The organism is Kitasatospora sp. NPDC024654 (assembly GCF_055559155.1).
The window spans coordinates 17,397-17,774 of record NZ_JBVHLF010000114.1 but is presented as its reverse complement, the minus strand read 5'-3'; the positions used below and the strand labels follow the sequence as shown (position 1 = coordinate 17,774).

1 protein-coding gene is annotated in these 378 nt (G+C 75.4%); it reads right to left on the bottom strand.

Going from position 1 to position 378, the window contains the following annotated elements; all coding sequences use genetic code 11:
- Positions 1-91: 91 nt before the first annotated feature.
- Entirely contained in the window at positions 92-226 is a 135-nt protein-coding gene (locus tag ACZ38L_RS35015) for a hypothetical protein (RefSeq protein WP_465701252.1), read from the bottom strand.
- Positions 227-378 lie beyond the last annotated feature (152 nt).

Sequence of the window (378 nt, the reverse complement as noted above, 5' to 3'; positions counted from 1 at the left end):
ACCGCCAAGCCCTTCCGCTGGACCTACGACGGCACCCCACTCAAGGAGGCAGCCTGATCAACACCCCTCCACGAATTAACGCGGAGCAGCACTAGTCGTAGTCCGAGCCGCTGACCGCCCAGGCCAGGCCGGTGGCCGGGTCCTCCAGGGCCAGGTGCAGGTGGTAGATCTCGTCTGCCGGGTCGCACCAGGTGAAGCAGCGCATCCGGGCGACCAGGGCGTCCACCTCCTCGACCGGGCAGCAGCCGGACGGGTCGGCGATCAGCGCGAGCGCCCGCCAGACGGCGAGCCGGCCGCGCGCGGTGGGGGGGGGGGGGGGGGGGGGGGGGGGGGGCCGGGGGGGGGGGGGGGAGGGGAGGGGGGGGGGTGGGGGAGGGT